The following is a 17301-nucleotide window of genomic DNA, read 5'->3' as shown; positions in this document are numbered from 1 at the left end:
GCGTGCTTCAATAAAATAAGGCTTACAGAGAACATGGTAGATAAACGCGAATCCTATACAAAAGAAGACCTTCTTGCCTCTGGTCGCGGTGAACTGTTTGGCGCTAAAGGCCCGCAATTGCCAGCACCGAACATGCTGATGATGGACCGTGTGGTCAAAATGACCGAAACGGGTGGTAACTTCGACAAAGGGTATGTTGAAGCAGAACTGGATATCAATCCGGATCTGTGGTTCTTCGGATGCCACTTTATTGGCGATCCGGTTATGCCGGGATGCCTGGGCCTGGACGCAATGTGGCAGCTGGTAGGGTTCTACCTCGGCTGGCTGGGCGGCGAAGGTAAAGGCCGCGCGTTGGGCGTTGGCGAAGTGAAATTCACTGGTCAGGTACTGCCGACAGCGAAAAAAGTGACCTACCGTATTCACTTTAAACGCATTGTTAACCGTCGTCTGATTATGGGCCTGGCGGATGGCGAAGTGCTGGTTGATGGTCGTCTGATCTATACCGCCAGCGACCTGAAAGTCGGTCTGTTCCAGGATACGTCTGCCTTCTGATTATAATCAGACAGAGTATCAAAAGGCGAAACCTCCGCAATGCGGAGGTTTCTTTTTAAAGAGACAGAATCAGGCCATTACTACCCTGTCCGCCATGGCTTCTCGCCAGCCTCCCAGCCATTGTGACCTTTGATTCAGCGTCTGATAGGGACACATTTCTTTTGAGCGTCCGGCGATGCCGGCCTGATAACCACGTTGATGTGCCCGTTCCAGGCGATCTCGTTTTTGTCTCTTCATGCCTCGTTTCCCTCATACTGGTTTCTGGTGGAAAAGAAAACAGTGATTACTAAATGTGCAATCACAGTTAAGCAATACCGCGAATCATAACTGCCGTCAATGCGCAAAATTCACGCCACTGTCATATTTGTGAGCTACACGGGCATGTCGGTTGTACAAAAAATGTGAAGAGGAACAAATTTTTCCGCACGTTAGAGACAAAAAAACCGCCTCAGGCAACATACCGGAGACGGTTATATTTACAAATCTTTATAATTAAGGTAGACGCTTTATCTCTTGTGCAATAGAAGCGGCTTCCTGACTCCAGACACCGGCCAGCACTTTAACCATCTCATCGTAACCATCCTGAGTTTGCACTCCTTCCAGACGGAACGGACGTTTGATCAGTTGTCCCTGGTGGTTCAACAGCCACTCACCACTGACAATGACCTTGCCATCATAGCGACCGTTAAACTCCGTTACGGTAACATTGAGCGTGTCCTGGGCGCTTCCCAGAGGCTGGGAGGCAACCACCCAGCCGGGCAGTTGCGTACTCAGGTTGGCAACCAGGGTGTTGCGCAACTGTTGATCCAACGGGCTGGCCCACAAGTTGTTGTTGGCAATCACATACTTCACATCACTGGTTTGATAAACCACACCATTCCCCGCCAGATAGTCAGGAACAGTGACCTGCTCTACCCATAACAGACGATTGCCCTGGCTGGCGGTACTTTGTGTACCGCTCTGCACCACAGGTAACTGGTAATAGTTTTTATTAATTTCGCCGGAGCTGCATCCGGCCAGCCACAGTGCTGCAATCGTCACTAGCCACTTTTTCATTGTTTCGCCCTCTTCGGCTCTGGATCTTTTTTGTCCTTCGCTTCAAATACCAGCGCGTTACTCTTCTCATTGAGCGTTTTCAGCACCGGTTGCAGTTCTCGCAACACCTGATCAAGGCGCTGCATATCCGCCACCATCTTGTTGTAGGCTGCGGAGCCAGGCTGGAAGCCCTGCATGCTGCGATTCAATTCACGCAACGTTGACTGCATATCCGTCGGCAACTGCTGCATCGACTGGCTAGCGAGGATCTTGTTCATGCTATCCAGCGTCGTTTGCAGGTTTTTCATTGTGAGCTGACTTTCAGAAAGCGTACTGGTTGCCTGTTCAATCATCGGATTCAATGGCAGTTTGTTGATCTTATCCAACGCTTCCATCAGTCGTTGCTGGATTTGCGCCAGGCCGCCGCTAACGGTCGGGATAATCTGATAACCATTAAATTCACGAATACCGGTTATTGCAGGCGTATTTGGATAGAAATCGAGATCAACATACAGTGCACCAGTGACCAGGTTTCCGGTTTTCAGCGATCCGCGTAAACCACGTTTCAACAATTCGCCAAGGTGCTCAACAACATCCGCATTTTCGCCAAGCTGCATTTTCAGCCGCTCTGGCTCGATACGAATCAGTACCGGAATACGGTAATCATCGTTAAATGTCTGACGCATATTCGGCGCAAAGAATGGCACTTTGCTTACGGTACCCAGGCGAATACCCCGGAACTCTACCGGAGCTCCCGGTTGCAGACCGCGTACCGAATCTTTAAAGAACATCAGATAATCAATGTGATCGGTGTACAACGAATCCTGAATGCTCTTCTGATCATCATACAAAACGAAAGCTGTTTTCGGTGCCACTGGCTGCCCTAAATCCAGACCTTCCGGCACATCAAAGCTGACACCGCCACTCAGCAGCGTTGTCAATGAGCCCATCTCCACACGCATCCCTGCTGACGTCAGATCAACCGCAATGCCACTATCTTTCCAGAAGCGAACATTGTTGGTCACCAGTCGGTCATAAGGTGCATTGATGAACAGTTGATAGCTGATATTGCGTTTTTGTGTATCGAAGGTGCTGGTTTCAACCGAACCTACCCGATAGCCACGGAACAGCACCGGATCTCCTGGCGAGAGCTGCCCGGCTTTTTTGCTATCGAGAATCACACGGATACCTTTCGCATCAGGCGGGGCCAACGGTGGCGAGTCCAGCAAATCGTATTTATCCATTTTGCTGCCTTTCGCGCCTGGCTGCAGTTCGATATAAACTCCAGACAGCAGCGTTCCCAGGCCGCTAATCCCTTCGCGACCAATCTGCGGTTTCACCACCCAAAAGACGGTGTCTTTATGCAGCAATTTTTCCATACCGGAATTCAGCCGCGCTTTGATTTCAACGTGCGTCAAATCATCAGCCAGTGTGGCGCTTTCAACCACGCCGACGTCAACGCTACGGCTTTTAATGGTGGTTTTGCCACCTTCAATTCCTTCCGCATTCGCGGTGATCAGGGTCACTTCCGGTCCCTGATGGCTGTAATGATAAAAAAGAACCCAGGCCCCAATGAGCGCCGTGACGATAGGAAATATCCACACGGGAGACCAGTTCTTCACTTTCTGGATTTTGGCTTCCCCATTATTAGATTCCATACTGTCAGGACTCCTCATGCTCTGATTCAGGTTGACGATCCCACGACAAACGCGGGTCAAACGTCATAGCAGAAAACATTGTCATTATGACGACTAAAGCAAACATTAATGCACCCATTGCCGGATAAATACTCATTAAACCTCCCATACGCACCAGCGCCGAGAGCACCGCGATAACGAAAACGTCAATCATCGACCAGCGGCCTACAAACTCAACAACTTCATAAATCAAATGCATTCTTTCACTGTCGCGCTTGCCATGCCCTTTGGCATCCCAACACAGCCACGCGATGGCGATCATCTTTAACGTTGGCACCATAATACTGGCCAGAAAGATCACCGCAGCGACGGGATAAGAGCCTTCGCTCCATAACAGAATGACCCCAGCGAGAATCGTCGACGGCATCTTCGAGCCTAATAAATCCGTCACCATGATGGGCAAAATATTAGCCGGAAGATACAGCATGATGGACGTTACAAGCAGCGCGAGTGTCCACTGCAGGCTGTTTCTACGCCGAACGTACCCTTTGGTACTACAACGCGGGCACACGGGTTCATCAGCAGGAAGGATTGCCGTACAACAGGAGCACGAACGCAGCCCCTGACGTATCCCCGTGACGCCTGGTTTTAGCGGCTGGCGCAGTTCTGGCATCGGGGCGATGTCGTCCCATAACCAGCGACGATCAACGCACTGAAAAGCGCGCAGTTGCAGGACACAAAATAAACACCAGGGGAGAAAGCTGCTGCCTACCCCAATGCTGCCGTAAGCCATCAGTTTAACGAAACTGACCAGCACACCAGCGAGGAAAATCTCCGCCATTCCCCAGGTTTTGAGTTGAAAAAGCACCCGTGCCAGTTGCTCTTTTAAACGGACCGGTAATTCCGCGCGATTCACCAGTAACAGAATGGTTATCAGACAAAACGCGGGAACCAGTTGCACAAACAACAGGAAAAAGGTGCCGAGGCTGGCGTAGTCCTCAGAAAAAAGCACGCCGGGAATTTCCAGTAATGTAATTTCACTGGTAACTCCTGCAACGTTCATATTCACAAAAGGAAACAAGTTGGACAGCAACAGCATGAACAGTGCAGCCAACGCATAGGCGGTGGGACGCTGCCGAGGGGCATCCCACGCCACGGTTAACGTTGTGCCACACCGGGGACATGCCGCTTTCTGACCATGCTCAAGGCGCGGTAACGCCACCAGCATGTCACACTGCGAGCACAGGATGTGCTTCGCGGCATGATGATGTTCGCACATTGGTACTCCTTAATGATGCGCTATTTTACAGATGACTAACAAAGTGTTGGTTTTCATGCCTGATAAACCCAGTTCATCAGGCAATTTTACCGTTGTCAGCTGTCTCTGTTTAAATCGACTATTTTGCGATCAGCCACCATTTTTTAACGCTTCAAGATACTCCCAGCGTTCAAAGGCTTGCTCCAGCTCCTGCTCTGCAGCAGCCATATCAGCAAGCACTTTTTGCGTCTGCTCATGCGGCTGACTGAAGAAGGAAGCATCCGCCACTTGCGTCTGTAGGGCTTCCAGCTTCGCCTCCAGATCTTCGAGCAATTGCGGTAGCTGCTCCAGTTCGCGCTGCAATTTATAGCTTAGTTTGCTACTGCTGCGTTTTACAGTTTCTGCTTTTGCCGCGGCGGCTTCTTCGGTTTTTTTCACCGCAGGCTGTTTGAGCGCCACATACTGCTCTTGCTGACCACGGGCATCATGATAACCGCCGACATAACGACCAATTTTACCGCCGCCTTCGAAGATCCAACATTCTGTAACGGTGTTATCGACAAACTGACGATCGTGGCTAACCAGCAATACCGTGCCCTGATAGCTGTCGATCAGTTCTTCCAGCAGTTCCAGCGTTTCGACATCAAGATCGTTGGTCGGTTCGTCAAGAATCAATAAGTTGCTTGGTTTGAGGAACAAACGCGCCAGCAGCAAGCGGTTCCGCTCACCGCCAGAAAGCGCACGTACCGGCGTCATCGCCCGTTTCGGATGGAACAGAAAGTCCTGCAAATAGCCCAATACGTGGCGTGGCTTGCCGTTAACCATCACCTCTTGCTTACCTTCGGCAAGGTTATCCATCACCGTTTTATCGGGATCCAGTTCCGCGCGGTGCTGATCGAAATAAGCCACTTCCAGTTTGGTGCCAACGTGAATACGCCCGCTGTCCGCTTGAAGCTGACCGAGCATCAGTTTTAGCAGCGTGGTTTTGCCGCACCCATTCGGACCAATCAGGGCAATTTTGTCGCCACGTAGAACCTGGGCAGAAAAATCTTTCACCAGTTGCTTACCGTTAACCTGGTAGCAAACGTCTTCCATTTCGAAAACGATCTTACCGGAGCGGCTGGCCTCTTCCACCTGCATCTTTGCGGTACCCATCACTTCGCGACGTTCACCACGTTCGCGCCGCATCGCTTTCAGGGCGCGTACGCGGCCTTCATTACGGGTACGGCGTGCTTTGATCCCCTGGCGGATCCACACCTCTTCCTGCGCCAGTTTGCGATCGAACTCGGCATTTTGTAATTCTTCCACGCGCAGGGCTTCTTCTTTTTCCAGCAGGTACTGGTCGTAATTCCCTGGATAGGTCACCAGCTTGCCGCGATCGAGATCAACAATGCGCGTCGCCATATTGCGGATAAACGAACGGTCGTGGGAGATGAAAATAATCGTCCCGTTGAAAGTTTTCAAAAACCCTTCCAGCCAGTCGATGGTTTCAATATCCAGGTGGTTTGTCGGTTCATCAAGCAACAGCACGCGCGGATTACTCACCAGCGCGCGTCCTAATGCCGCTTTACGCAACCAGCCGCCGGAAAGCGACGACAGCGCAACGTTAGGATCTAACCCCAGTTGCGCCAGCACTTCGTTGATGCGGTTTTCCAGCTGCCACAGGTTGTGGTGATCCAGCTGTTCCTGAACCTTCGCCAGTTCGTTGAGATTTTTCTCGCTCGGGTCGTTCATCACCAGGCGCGAAATATCGTGATAGCGTTTCAGATATTCCGCTTGTTCTTCAATGCCTTCGGCAACGAAATCATAAACGCTACCCTCAACGTTACGCGGCGGATCCTGTTGCAGACGAGCTACAATCAAATCTTGCTCGTAAATAATGCGACCGTCATCCAGCCCTTGTTCACGGTTGAGGATTTTCATTAACGTCGATTTGCCTGCGCCGTTGCGGCCCACCAGACAAACACGTTCGTTATCTTCGATATGCAGTTCTGCGTTATCGAGAAGCGGCGCGTCGCTGAACGACAGCCATGCGCCATGCATACTGATTAATGACATTACTATTCCTTTCAGGCTGCGGTAATCAGCCAGCAGTTGTGGATCTGGCGGTTACGGGCGAAATCCTGGGAGAGCGTTTTTTGCGTAATTTCTTGTGCTTTCAGTCCCAGTTTTGCCAGGCCGTCGAGATCCATACGGAAGCCACGTTTATTGTTCGAGAACATGATCGTCCCACCTGCACGCAGCAGACGTTTCAAATCTTTCATCAGCGCCAGATGATCGCGCTGAACATCAAACGCATCTTCCATTCGTTTTGAGTTAGAGAAGGTTGGCGGATCGATAAAGATCAGATCGAACTGTTCATTTGCCTCACGCAGCCACGCCAGGCAATCGGCCTGAATCAGGCGATGCGCACGCCCGGTCAGGCCATTCAAACGCAGGTTGCGTTCTGCCCACTCCAGATAAGTACGCGACATATCCACGGTGGTGGTGCTGCGTGCACCGCCTAATCCCGCATGCACGGTGGCGCTGCCGGTATAAGAGAACAGGTTGAGGAAATCTTTGCCTTTGCTCATCTGACCGAGCATACGACGGGCGATACGGTGATCGAGAAACAGACCGGTATCGAGGTAATCCGTCAGGTTCACCAACAAGTGAGCGTTATATTCGGTAACTTCAAGAAACTCGCCCTTCTCGCCCAGTTTCTGGTACTGATTTTTGCCCTTCTGGCGTTCACGGGTTTTCAGCACCAGTTTGTTTGGCGCAATCCCCAGTACCGAAATGGTTGCAGCGATAATATCGAACAGACGCTGACGCGCTTTGTGAGCATCAATAGTTTTTGGCGGCGCATACTCCTGCACCACCACCCAGTCGGCATAACGGTCAACGGCAACGTTATATTCCGGTAGATCGGCGTCATACAGGCGGTAACATTCAATTCCTTCCTGGCGAGCCCACTTCTCGAATTTTTTGAGGTTCTTACGCAGGCGGTTGGCGTAGTCTTCCGCTACCATCGCCGGTTTGCTGTCTGGAGTGCTTTCGGCAACGTGGTAATTTTTCTGTACGCAGTCCAGCGGGCCGTTTTTCGCCTTGTACTGTTTGTCTGCACGCAGCTGCAAGCAGCTTAGCAGATCCGGCGAGGCACTAAACAAAGAGAGATTCCAGCCACCAAACTGGTTTTTCATGATCCGACCCAGCAGGCTATGCAGCGCAATCAGCGCCGGTTCGCTGTCCAGACGTTCCCCGTATGGCGGGTTGCTCAACACTGTGCCGTACGGCCCTTTCGGCAGCGGATTGGTCAGTTGCGCGACATCTTTCACCTCAAAGGTGATCAGTTCACCAATCCCCGCAAGACGGGCGTTAGTGCGCGCACGTTGAATCACCCGTGCGTCGCTGTCCGAACCGTAAAAATGAGAGCTATACTCAGCCAGGCCTTTACGGGCACGAGTTTGCGCTTCCGCTTTCACTTCCTGCCAGATATCTTCATCATGCTGCACCCAGCCGCTAAAGCCCCAACGCCCACGGTGCAAGCCTGGTGCGCGATCGGTCGCTAGCATCGCCGCTTCAATCAGCAACGTACCGGAACCACACATCGGATCGAGCAGCGGTGTTCCTGGCTGCCAGCCGGATCGCATCACAATAGCGGCTGCCAGGGTTTCTTTGATCGGCGCAATACCAGCACGATCGCGATAGCCACGCAGATGTAAACCATCACCACTCAGATCAAGAGCGATACTGGCGGTTTCTTTATGCAGCCAGACGTTAACGCGGATATCCGGCGCATCGCGATCAACATTTGGACGCGGCAGATTTTTCCGCGTGAAAGCATCGACGATCGCGTCTTTCACTTTCATCGCGCCGTACTGACTGTTGCGGATGGTGTCATTCAAACCACTGAAGTGGACAGCGAAGGTCGCGCCAGGATTAAACATCTCTGTCCAGTTGATCGCCTGAACACCGAGATAGAGGTCTAAATCGCTGTAAACCTTACACTCGCCCAGCGGCAACATAATACGCGAGGCCAGGCGGCTCCACATCAGGCTCTGGTAAACAAGCCGTGTGTCGCCCTTGAAATGGACCCCACCCTGAACCACCTGGCATTCAACGGCCCCCAGGTTTTCCAGTTCAGTTTTTAACAGCTCTTCCAGCCCACGGGCCGTACTGGCAAACAGAGAATTCATATCGTCACTTTTACTCTAAGAGCCTACCGCAGTAGGCGTAATTGTTGCAGTCAGTCTGGACATGGACAGCGCGGAGAAACCGGAGCGTACACAAGTACGTGAGGATTTCGAGCACAACCCAGGGCCAAACTGACAAATAAAATAGCCTAATGGGACAGGCGCTAAGAAAATTGTTGCGCATTATAGCTAATAAGCGCGTCATGTCATAAAGTTGAGGGCTTATTTTCATTTGAGGACCGCACCGTGGCGACATTAACCCGGCTTTTTATTCATCCTGTTAAATCGATGCGCGGCATTGGTCTTACACATGCTCTGGCTGATGTCAGTGGTCTGGCCTTCGATCGCATCTTTATGATCACGGAACCTGACGGTACGTTTATTACCGCTCGCCAGTTTCCCCAGATGGTACGGTTTACTCCTTCACCTGTGCATGATGGCTTGCATCTCACCGCACCAGATGGCAGTAGCGCATATGTTCGTTTTGCTGATTTCGCCACACAAGACGCACCAACCGAAGTTTGGGGCACACATTTTACCGCGCGAATTGCGCCAGACGCGATCAACAAATGGCTAAGTGGATTTTTCTCCCGCGAAGTGCAATTACGCTGGGTGGGGCCACAAATGACCCGGCGCGTGAAACGCCACAACACTGTACCCCTGTCATTTGCTGATGGCTATCCTTACCTTCTTGCTAACGAAGCCTCGTTACGTGATCTCCAACAACGTTGTCCGGCCAGTGTAAAAATGGAGCAATTCCGCCCCAATCTGGTGGTTTCCGGCGCGTCAGCCTGGGAAGAAGATAGCTGGAAAGTGATTCGCATTGGTGATGTGGTGTTTGATGTGGTTAAACCTTGTAGCCGCTGTATTTTCACCACCGTCAGCCCAGAAAAAGGGCAAAAACATCCGGCAGGCGAACCATTAAAAACATTGCAATCTTTCCGCACTGCCCAGGATAACGGCGATGTCGATTTTGGTCAGAATTTAATTGCCCGTAATAGCGGCGTGATTCGCGTTGGCGATGAGGTGGAAATTCTGGCAACGGCTCCGGCAAAAATTTACGGCGCAGCTGCCGCTGATGATACCGCCAACATCACGCAACAACCGGACGCAAATGTAGATATTGACTGGCAGGGACAGGCATTTCGTGGAAATAACCAACAGGTGTTGCTGGAGCAATTAGAAAATCAGGGAATTCGTATCCCTTATTCTTGCCGCGCGGGCATTTGTGGAAGTTGCCGTGTTCAGCTTTTAGAAGGCGAAGTCACGCCGCTGAAAAAATCAGCAATGGGCGATGATGGCACCATTCTTTGCTGTAGCTGTGTACCGAAGACTGCACTTAAGTTGGCGCGTTAGACAGCCTGTTCGAGGCTGAAGCTGTCAACATTAACCTGCGGTTTCAGCCTGTCGTTCATGATTTTAATGGCGTCGCCCAACTGCATCGCGCGACCCGCAATAACAACGCAGGGTTGTGCCAGCAGGCATAGTGCGGCATTTTCGCCAGATTCAACGACCAGCAAATTGACCTGCTCGTGAGTATCGCTCAACCAAACGCAGGCCGCATCGCCCGGCATGGGCACCCACATTTCACCATGGGAAACAAAATGCCAGCTTTTCGGCATTTGCGGTTTGAGATAGCGAATTGCTACCAGTGCATTCAGCACCAGTTCGGCTTTTTGTTCTTTAGATAAATTAAAATCGCGGCACTTTTCTTCAAAAGAGAAATAGAGCGCGGCGTCGTCAACGCAAAAGCCTGCGGGAGAAAAGGCATCTGGAGTCAACATCTTGCGCGCAAAACGTGAGCGAAATAGCATACCATTGGCTAAATCGAGCATCATTCGATCGTGCTCTTCATCGTAATACCAACGCCAGTTATCGTCTGGTTTAATTCGCATCTGCCTCTCCCCTACCCTATAAAACCGCAGCAACACAATCCATTGTCGCTTCGCTTAATAACCTCAACAATAAAAGTACAAAATGTCTAAATAAGCAACAGCGATGAATATAAAACAACCAGGGCTGAAAATAAAGCCCTGATTATCTTATAAAGAGGAATTCGAAGAAATAATTAGATATGGGTAACGATTTCTTTAATCAGCGGCGGACCTTTAAAAATAAAACCAGAATAAATTTGCACCAGTGAGGCACCCGCAGCAATCTTTTCACGCGCAGCGATAACCGAGTCGATGCCGCCAACACCGATGATCGGTAAGCGACCGTTTAATTCCAGTGACAAGCGGCGAATAATTTCGGTGCTTTTTAACTGAAGCGGACGACCACTTAAGCCACCGGTTTGATCGCAATTTTTCATTCCCTGAACAAGAGAACGATCGAGTGTGGTATTGGTTGCAATAACGCCATCAATATTATGGCGAACTAAACTATCGGCAACCTGGATCAATTCTTCTTCAGAAAGATCCGGCGCGATCTTCACTGCGATCGGCACATATTTATGGTGCATCGCTTGCAAATCATTTTGCTTATTTTTAATCGCGGTTAAGAGATCATCCAGCGCTTCACCATATTGCAGCGTGCGTAATCCTGGGGTATTCGGCGATGAAATATTGATGGCGATATATCCCGCATAGGCATAGATTTTTTCCATACAAATCAGATAGTCATCTTTGCCCTGCTCCACTGGCGTATCTTTATTTTTGCCGATGTTAATACCCAGGACGCCGTCATAATGGGCCTTTTTTACGTTCTCTACGAGGTTATCAACGCCAAGATTATTAAAGCCCATACGGTTGATCAAACCTTCGGCATCTACCAGACGAAAGAGACGCGGCTTGTCATTACCTGGCTGTGGACGTGGCGTGACGGTACCGATCTCGATCGATCCAAATCCCATCGCGCCTAACGCGTCAATGCACTCCCCGTCTTTATCAAGACCGGCTGCCAGACCAAGCGGATTTTTAAACGTCAGGCCCATGCAGTTAACAGGTTTCGCAGGCACTTTCTGCCGCACCAGTGCTTCAAACGGCGTTCCTGTAATACGGCGTAATTGCTGAAAAGTAAACTCATGAGCGCGCTCTGGATCGAGCTGGAAAAGGGCTTTACGAACGAAGGGGTAGTACATGAACTCTCCTGGATTCCCGGTGTGCAAACCGGGGGCGTATTATGTGCGAGTTCGGACCAAAAGGGAATTGACCTGCGGCAAAAAAAACGCAAACGTTTTCCGAACCTGTTTCAGGGCAGATTTTGCTCCTTCTTTGCACTCAACCCGCCGTAATCATTTATCGCCCGCCAGGCGACATGACACGGTGCGATTGCCTGACACCAGCTTGTCTGACGCTGGCTTTTAGGCGGCACAACTCCCGCATTACTTAACGCTTTACCATTTACGCTCAACTGAATCAGGTTAATGTAGTAAGGCGTTGGGTTAGTGAGTTGTACACCCTGCGAATTCCGTGTCCAGCGTAATTGTTGATAAGCTTCCAGCGGGTCGCCCGGCAAACCTTCGGGTCGCCAGAACAGTTTAAATACCGAGCGCATCGCCACTTTTACGCTCTGATTTTCAACTTTGCCGGATGGCACGCTGGCAATGCTTAACTCAAATAGCGTTTCGCGATCCACAGGCAAGATGTCGCTTTCCGTTCTCAGCAAGCGCAACGTGCCTGTAGTACCGGGCTTCAGGAGAATAAGTGGCGGAGCGGCCAGTAATGGTGCTGGCACTGTCGACGCTTCCCCCCCGGCCCAACGCGTTGGGCGGTTGATTTTACTGTTAATAAGCCAGGATTCCTGACTGGTATTAGTCAGTAAAATAGATATCGATTCTCTGTCTGCCGGAAAGATAAATCGCGTTCCGCCGACCACCACTCCTGCCCGCAATTCACCCGCCACCAGCAGCGATAAAACGGCGAAAATCAAGAGCGCCAATCTGTTCCACGTATTAGTCATAATGAAGTACAAATGTCGCGCTGGCATTCACTTTACCCGACTGCACATCGCTATTGACAGGTCGCAATTGCGCATAAAAAGTTAATGGCACCTTACCGCTATGTAGGCTGTAGTCTTTACTCGCCTGGTTAAGCGGAATCAATATCTTCGCATCATCCAGAATCGCAATTGCCAGCCCGCTGGCTGCATCCGTACCACTTTCAATGGACAGCATTTCGCTCTGCACTCCGTCGGGGGTTCCTGAAAAGGTGACGTCAACCGTGCTGACATCTGTTCCGCAATCCTGCAAATTAATGATGAAAGATTTCTCCGGGCCATAATTCCCATGAAAAAAACGTGTCAGCGAGACATCGCCTAACTGCACATTGATTTGCTTGCTATCCTGTGCCAGCACGCATGTATTACGGCGAAACGATCCGCTAATGTTGACTGTGCCATCATGGGCAAATAGCTCACAGCCCCCCGTTAATCCCAGTAAGAACAGAATCCAGATTATCCGTTTCAACATCACTCCTTCACTGGTAAACCAGATCAAAATAGAGAACCGCCGTCGCATTACCGCCCGTTGCTCCCGCCTTTGTGGACTTATAACGAAGTTGATATTTGAGTGTGTTATCCCCGGCTTTTAAGGGCGTAAGAGGCTGGATCTGATTGAGCGGGATTTCTTGCTGACTTTGCGCATCAAGAATTTGCACGGCAATCCCCGTTGCCATACCACCGCTTCCGCCTGTGTCAGTTAGTTTGAGCAGTGTCGGCGCAAGGGTGTCAGCCTCGCCGCTAAAAAGGACGTCCGCGCCAGTAATACCAGCGGCACAACCGGTGATATCGATATTCAAATCAGCAGCAGTGCTTACGGTATTCGCGGCCTGAAAATCACTGATATTAAAATCACCAATATGAATATTTTGTAATGCACTTTTGGTGGCGACATCACAGCCCTGATCGACCACATTCCCATAAATATGCATACTAACTTGTTCAGGCCCAGCCATCCCGACATGGATGTTAAGAATGCTAAAGAACAAGATAACGCACTGAAATATCGTTTTTTTCTTCATACGTTCACGCGTTAATCAAAATTTATTCTCACCGTTGCCGTGGCTTCAAATCGCCCGGTTTCTGGTGGTACACCTGTCGTGCTGACTGGATAGACATTCATTCGCGCGATACTGTCTGCATCATCAGGAATAGAGAGCGGTAATGTTCCACCAGCAGGGGAAATAATGTTGTTCTGGCTATCGGTCACCACCACGCCCACGCCAGGACGTGACGTCTTAATCGCCTGGGGATAGCTGGGGTCTGTGGTTGCCGTCAGACTCAGGTTGACGTTAACTAACCCCGCGTTTCCCGTGTTACACCTGACTGGAATTGCGAGTTCTGCCGTTCTGGCCCCAAGGGGTTTATGCCCTACAACACGAAAGTTAGCCGCAAATACGTCGCCCAGATCGACCTCGATAGTCTCTCCGGCATTGACGGAACATGAGCCAAGTGAATTGATCGTACCAGACAGGTAATACACTAAAACCGGTGTACCTGTAGTCGTGCAGGAATCACCTGCGGGTATGTTGTAGCATTCAAATAATCGCGCCAGCGCCATAGGAGGAATGACGACCGAACCAACGAACGGCTGCAATATTTTCAGGGAAAAGCTACCGCTATTACCGCTAGCCCCCTGGCCACCTAAACGTTGACCGCCGGGATCGCAAATATGCCATCGTGTATCTGCCCCTGTGCCCACGTTTTCGAAAGGAACCGCAGTAGGAGAACTGCCTTTAACCTGCAATAAAACTTTGGCGGCAAGATAGTCATTAATTTTGTACCAGTTGTCGCCTAAATAGACTAACGGTGAATCCGCGGCGAATGCCCATCGGCCACTTCTGACATTGTCTTTATCGCAATCACAGGAAACATAATAATCATTCGATTCGTTCCACTGATAAAATTTGTCTTTAACTACTCCAGCCGTATTTTCTTCTTCCTCCAGGGTTTTAACGCCAAAATTGACGCCAATATACGGATTCCCCTGAGTGGTATGACACTGCCCGCTATAAGCAGCAGTTTGAGCGCACCATAGCATTAAGACGGCGGCAAAAAATAGTCGTAGTAATAACACGCATTTTTCTCCAAAGATTATCTGCATATGGCATCCATTCGCGTAATCGCAGAGTTAATTTGTTGTTCGGTAAGCTGGTAACTGATATGACAAATTTGATCGGGAGCTTCGCCCCAGCGTACAGTTATCGCTCCCTGAGCGGGCAAACCGGACATATAGAGCGAGCCATCATCAATAATGCCGCTATTAGTCTGTATGCCGTCCAGCGTCGCTATCGCGCCAAAACGCAGCGGTATACCCTGCTTTGATGTTTTCATTAATACCCTTGCTCCCGCATGGGCATTGAACTCCGCCAGAACCAACGCCCCTTTGGTGGGAACCACGTTGACTACTGCATTTTCAAGATCCACGTTACGTTTTAACGATGCCGCATCAAGTGCGATTCGATTTTCCCGATAAGAAGTGGCATAGGGGACAACGGTATATCCGCGCCAGTCAGTTTTCAGCCCGGTGCTGTTCGCCACACGAGTATTCTCTGCGCCTGGTGCTGCAATCAGGACGTTAGTTTCCCCCAGCGATTGCCCCAGGGTAATGCCCTGTGAATGGGCAACTAAACTGCCTGAAAGAGCGTAGTTCAGTTGTTGTTGACTGCCGTTATCGCTGTAGTTGTAGCCCACTCGGGCATCTGCAAACGCCCCTTTGTAGTCCATGCTGGCGCTACCATTAGCCGTTTTCCCCTCGCTGTTATATCCCTGTTGCACGCTGTAGCTCAGGTTACCGTCATCGAGTAGTGTCTCCGTTAAACCCAGGTTTTGTGTAATGTGCCCTTCGTTATCGATACTGGTGTTAGAGGTCATCCATGCGTAATTTTTTTTCCTGGTATAGCTATCATTACTTCTGGGGAGCAACAGATTGAGCGGCAGGGAAAAATTTAGTGCAAACACCTGATCAGCATCAGGTTGACCACGGGACTTACTGTAGTTCCAGGAAACCCCCAGCGAGAGATCTTTAATTTGCGTGTTGTAGCCAAACTGTAATAGCCGATCCTGTTGATCGGTATGCCAGTAAGTTTGCTGGCTACCACTTAAATAAAACGAACCGTACTCGCCTAATTGCTGGGAGATATTGACCTGCAGTTTGCCACGTTTGGTGTAAAACAAATTGTAATAACGCGACCACATCGGCGTATCTTCATCATCACCGTCATTAAATTCGTAGCCATCCATATGTTTATACATGGTGTCGGAAAGGGTGTAGAAACCCGACGTCGAATAGCGATAGCCCATCAATTGAAAATTAGTGCCCAATTGGTTGAGCGTTTTGGCATACAGAAAACGATATGACTGACCTTTATGTTCGCTTTGGTCTGCCAGCGTACTCTTCGCCTGGGTCACATCGAACGAAATTGCTCCGAAATCGCCAAGGTTAAATCCCAGACCAAACATGGCGGCACGGTAATATTCAGCATATTGTCCACCACCATACCATGTCGTTCCCCACGGTCCGCCCCACTGCAACGTGGCCTGGGCAAATTTGCTCTCCTGCTGTTCATTACTATTGGTTCTGTATTTCGCCAGTGTCACCGCGTATTTGATTCGCCCCTGACGCTGGAGTAATGGCACGCTGGAAAACGGTACGCTGTAGCTATTGACGCTGCCGTCCGCTTCTTTGATTTCAACTAACAAATCACCGCTCGACGACGTGGAATAGAGATCACTAATTTCAAAAGCACCAGGCGATACATAAGTTTGGTAAATGGTGTAACCATTTTGCTTAATCGTTATCTGGGCATTGCTTTTGGCGATACCACGCACCACAGGCGCAAACCCTTTCAGGCTGTCTGGCAGCATGTTGTCATCTGACGCCAGCTGCACACCACGAAAGCTGACACTATCGAAAAAATCGCCTGCAGTATAATCATCACCTACGGTCAGTTCGCCTTTTAGTGGAATAACCGCCCGCTGCAAATAGCTGCTGAGATTCTTCCATTCTGCGGTTTGGCCACTACTGCGACTCCATGTTGAATTGTTGCGCAATCTCCATGGGCCTAAATTAACGCCACTGTTTAAATTCAGAAAATAGCTGTCGCCAGAATCACTGTCTGCGCTGCTATGAATACTGTTAGCCCCGCTAAACGAATATCCCAGTAATAGCGCGTTGATCCCTTCATCCCAACGTTCAGGGGGGACATAACCACGGGCATTACTTTTGATGGCGATTTGCGGTACTGAAATTTCCAGACGGAGTTTATTCACATTAAACGTTACGCTGGCATCCGGAATAATCTCCGCCAATGGCACACACGCTTGTTTGTCCAGTTGTTTAAAAGCCGGAAACGCATCAGTATTAACACCCATTGCATCCAGGCTTTCAGTCGTCAAACAGGCGGCAATCCCCTTCTCTGGCGTTATCTCAACAAAATTGACGTTGCGCGTATCTACAATTGTCTGATTCAGAACAATATCGACACGATAAACCCCTGGCGTTATTTTTTGTCCTTTTTCGAAACGAGACAAATCGGCCACCATTGAGGGATCATCTTTGAAAAAAGCAGGATCGAACCAGGTTTCAGCTTGTGCATTGAACGCTGCCGACACAAACACCACCAGCCCACCAATAAACGATGGCACTCCACCAGAGCTTAACAGGCTGTGTTGTCGATGAGTTCTATACATCTCGCTCTCTTAACTG

General features: G+C 50.1%; 15 protein-coding genes. 2 read left to right on the top strand and 13 right to left on the bottom strand.

What is annotated here, in order from left to right:
- The first annotated feature begins 33 nt into the window (after window positions 1-33).
- Complete coding sequence (gene fabA, locus QZF50_RS06565) at window positions 34-552, top strand: bifunctional 3-hydroxydecanoyl-ACP dehydratase/trans-2-decenoyl-ACP isomerase (RefSeq protein ID WP_000227927.1); 519 nt, start codon at window positions 34-36, stop codon at window positions 550-552.
- A 69-nt stretch (window positions 553-621) separates the two neighbouring features.
- On the opposite strand, the gene rmf is transcribed toward fabA, so the two are convergent.
- The 6 genes from rmf to rlmKL all read right to left on the bottom strand — a co-directional run bounded on the left by rmf (window position 622) and on the right by rlmKL (window position 8660).
- Entirely contained in the window at window positions 622-789 is a 168-nt protein-coding gene (gene rmf, locus QZF50_RS06560; protein ID WP_000828648.1) for a ribosome modulation factor, read from the bottom strand.
- A gap of 255 nt (window positions 790-1044) precedes the next feature.
- Window positions 1045-1608, bottom strand: a complete 564-nt coding sequence (pqiC, locus tag QZF50_RS06555; RefSeq protein WP_000759120.1) for a membrane integrity-associated transporter subunit PqiC — start codon at window positions 1606-1608, stop codon at window positions 1045-1047.
- Complete coding sequence (gene pqiB / locus QZF50_RS06550) at window positions 1605-3245, bottom strand: intermembrane transport protein PqiB (RefSeq protein WP_061892238.1); 1641 nt, start codon at window positions 3243-3245, stop codon at window positions 1605-1607. The genes pqiC and pqiB overlap by 4 nt, the downstream gene beginning before the upstream one ends.
- Before the next feature lie 4 nt (window positions 3246-3249).
- Complete coding sequence (pqiA, locus tag QZF50_RS06545; protein WP_000333176.1) at window positions 3250-4503, bottom strand: membrane integrity-associated transporter subunit PqiA; 1254 nt, start codon at window positions 4501-4503, stop codon at window positions 3250-3252.
- 129 nt (window positions 4504-4632) lie between these two features.
- Window positions 4633-6540 carry an ABC transporter ATP-binding protein gene (locus QZF50_RS06540; protein WP_000053099.1) on the bottom strand — a complete coding sequence of 636 codons (1908 nt, stop codon included), beginning with the start codon at window positions 6538-6540 and terminating at the stop codon, window positions 4633-4635.
- Between the two features lie 11 nt (window positions 6541-6551).
- Window positions 6552-8660: a bifunctional 23S rRNA (guanine(2069)-N(7))-methyltransferase RlmK/23S rRNA (guanine(2445)-N(2))-methyltransferase RlmL gene (gene rlmKL, locus QZF50_RS06535; protein ID WP_001086549.1), complete on the bottom strand. Its 2109-nt coding sequence runs from the start codon at window positions 8658-8660 to the stop codon at window positions 6552-6554.
- Between the two features lie 243 nt (window positions 8661-8903).
- On the opposite strand from rlmKL, the gene ycbX reads away from it, so the two are divergent.
- Window positions 8904-10013, top strand: coding sequence for a 6-N-hydroxylaminopurine resistance protein YcbX (ycbX, locus tag QZF50_RS06530; protein ID WP_000224273.1), 1110 nt, complete (start codon window positions 8904-8906; stop codon window positions 10011-10013).
- On the opposite strand, the gene zapC is transcribed toward ycbX, so the two are convergent.
- The 7 genes from zapC to QZF50_RS06495 all read right to left on the bottom strand — a co-directional run bounded on the left by zapC (window position 10010) and on the right by QZF50_RS06495 (window position 17285).
- Window positions 10010-10552: a cell division protein ZapC gene (gene zapC, locus QZF50_RS06525; protein WP_001295353.1), complete on the bottom strand. Its 543-nt coding sequence runs from the start codon at window positions 10550-10552 to the stop codon at window positions 10010-10012. The two genes, ycbX and zapC, sit on opposite strands and share 4 nt — an antisense overlap.
- Before the next feature lie 173 nt (window positions 10553-10725).
- On the bottom strand, window positions 10726-11736 hold the full coding sequence (gene pyrD / locus QZF50_RS06520) for a quinone-dependent dihydroorotate dehydrogenase (protein ID WP_001295352.1): 1011 nt from the start codon (window positions 11734-11736) through the stop codon (window positions 10726-10728).
- Between the two features lie 110 nt (window positions 11737-11846).
- A complete protein-coding gene (locus QZF50_RS06515) occupies window positions 11847-12584 on the bottom strand; it encodes a fimbrial chaperone (protein ID WP_001111470.1) in 738 nt (245 codons plus the stop codon).
- On the bottom strand, window positions 12550-13065 hold the full coding sequence (locus QZF50_RS06510; protein WP_000919489.1) for a fimbrial protein: 516 nt from the start codon (window positions 13063-13065) through the stop codon (window positions 12550-12552). The genes QZF50_RS06515 and QZF50_RS06510 overlap by 35 nt, the downstream gene beginning before the upstream one ends.
- Window positions 13066-13072: 7 nt before the next feature.
- A complete protein-coding gene (locus QZF50_RS06505; protein WP_000730612.1) occupies window positions 13073-13615 on the bottom strand; it encodes a fimbrial protein in 543 nt (180 codons plus the stop codon).
- An 11-nt stretch (window positions 13616-13626) separates the two neighbouring features.
- The gene (locus tag QZF50_RS06500) at window positions 13627-14697 is read right to left on the bottom strand and encodes a fimbrial protein (RefSeq protein WP_001165655.1); all 1071 of its coding nucleotides are present in this window, start codon (window positions 14695-14697) and stop codon (window positions 13627-13629) included.
- A complete protein-coding gene (locus QZF50_RS06495; protein ID WP_061892237.1) occupies window positions 14688-17285 on the bottom strand; it encodes a fimbrial biogenesis usher protein in 2598 nt (865 codons plus the stop codon). Before QZF50_RS06495 ends, QZF50_RS06500 begins: the two co-directional genes overlap by 10 nt.
- Window positions 17286-17301: the final 16 nt, after the last annotated feature.

Source organism: uncultured Escherichia sp., from assembly GCF_948475835.1.
Taxonomy (GTDB): Bacteria; Pseudomonadota; Gammaproteobacteria; order Enterobacterales; family Enterobacteriaceae; genus ECMA0423.
The sequence above is the reverse complement of the archived record's forward strand: the minus strand, read 5'-3'. Positions and strand labels throughout refer to the sequence as shown.

Coding starts and splice junctions, on each gene's coding strand:
- pqiC (WP_000759120.1), bottom strand. CDS start 1,608: ATGAAAAAGTGGCTAGTGACGATTGCAGCACTGTGGCTGGCCGGATGC.
- pqiB (WP_061892238.1), bottom strand. CDS start 3,245: ATGGAATCTAATAATGGGGAAGCCAAAATCCAGAAAGTGAAGAACTGG.
- zapC (WP_001295353.1), bottom strand. CDS start 10,552: ATGCGAATTAAACCAGACGATAACTGGCGTTGGTATTACGATGAAGAG.
- rmf (WP_000828648.1), bottom strand. CDS start 789: ATGAAGAGACAAAAACGAGATCGCCTGGAACGGGCACATCAACGTGGT.
- QZF50_RS06540 (WP_000053099.1), bottom strand. CDS start 6,540: ATGTCATTAATCAGTATGCATGGCGCATGGCTGTCGTTCAGCGACGCG.
- QZF50_RS06495 (WP_061892237.1), bottom strand. CDS start 17,285: ATGTATAGAACTCATCGACAACACAGCCTGTTAAGCTCTGGTGGAGTG.
- QZF50_RS06500 (WP_001165655.1), bottom strand. CDS start 14,697: ATGCAGATAATCTTTGGAGAAAAATGCGTGTTATTACTACGACTATTT.
- fabA (WP_000227927.1), top strand. CDS start 34: ATGGTAGATAAACGCGAATCCTATACAAAAGAAGACCTTCTTGCCTCT.
- rlmKL (WP_001086549.1), bottom strand. CDS start 8,660: ATGAATTCTCTGTTTGCCAGTACGGCCCGTGGGCTGGAAGAGCTGTTA.
- pyrD (WP_001295352.1), bottom strand. CDS start 11,736: ATGTACTACCCCTTCGTTCGTAAAGCCCTTTTCCAGCTCGATCCAGAG.
- pqiA (WP_000333176.1), bottom strand. CDS start 4,503: ATGTGCGAACATCATCATGCCGCGAAGCACATCCTGTGCTCGCAGTGT.
- QZF50_RS06510 (WP_000919489.1), bottom strand. CDS start 13,065: ATGTTGAAACGGATAATCTGGATTCTGTTCTTACTGGGATTAACGGGG.
- QZF50_RS06515 (WP_001111470.1), bottom strand. CDS start 12,584: ATGCCAGCGCGACATTTGTACTTCATTATGACTAATACGTGGAACAGA.
- QZF50_RS06505 (WP_000730612.1), bottom strand. CDS start 13,615: ATGAAGAAAAAAACGATATTTCAGTGCGTTATCTTGTTCTTTAGCATT.